Raw genomic sequence first — 791 nt, 5'->3', positions numbered from 1 at the left:
GCCGACGAGATCCTTCTCAGTCCCGCCGAACGCCTTGAACTGATCGTGTCATTCGACAAGCCCGGCCCCGCAACGCTGTACACGCTCGATTACGATCGCGGCTGGATGGGCGCAGGCCGTCCTGCCGATGCAGGCCTGACGCTGCTCACGGTCAATGTTTCGCGGACACCGGCCGAGCCGGTCCCGCTGCTGCCAGACCGGCTGCGGCCAATCGCGCCCCTCGGCCCCCCTGCCGTCAGCCGGCGCTTCGTGTTCACCGAAACCATGGCCATGAACGCCAGCGGCATGGAGATGGGGTTCCTGATCAACGGCGCGGCCTTCGACATGAACCGCATCGACGTGGTCGCCAAGGCAGGACAAGTCGAGCTTTGGGAGATCGTCAACAAGGCGGACATGGACCATCCGTTCCATGTGCATGGCACGCAGTTTCAAGTGGTCGAGCACGAACGCGATGGCAAGGTCTCGAAGCCTGCGTATCTGGCCTGGAAGGACACCGTCAACGTGGCACGCGGCGAGACGGTGCGGCTCTTGTTGCGCCAGGACCGGCCGGGGCCGCGCATGTATCATTGCCACATCCTCGAGCATGAGCAGCTCGGCATGATGGGCATTGTTGACGTGCAGGCATAGGCCGAGGTGGCTGCGCTCTATGGCGCGCTGTTCCTCAGCGCGTTCCTTGCCGCAACTATCCTGCCGGTCTCATCGGAGGTGGTGCTTGCCGGCATGATTGCATCAGGCCGCGGTGATCCGGGGTTGCTGCTCGCGGTCGCCACGATCGGCAATACGCTCGGCTC

General features: G+C 64.2%; 1 protein-coding gene. It reads left to right on the top strand.

The window, feature by feature from the left end; translation table 11 throughout:
• Window positions 1-627, top strand: a 627-nt coding sequence (locus NKJ89_RS35620; RefSeq protein ID WP_352609080.1) for a multicopper oxidase domain-containing protein, incomplete at its 5' end; no start/stop codon positions are given.
• Between the last annotated feature and the right edge of the window lie 164 nt (window positions 628-791).

This window comes from Mesorhizobium sp. M0047, from assembly GCF_040323315.1.
GTDB lineage: Bacteria > Pseudomonadota > Alphaproteobacteria > Rhizobiales > Rhizobiaceae > Mesorhizobium.
This window is presented reverse-complemented; position numbering and strand designations above follow the sequence as displayed.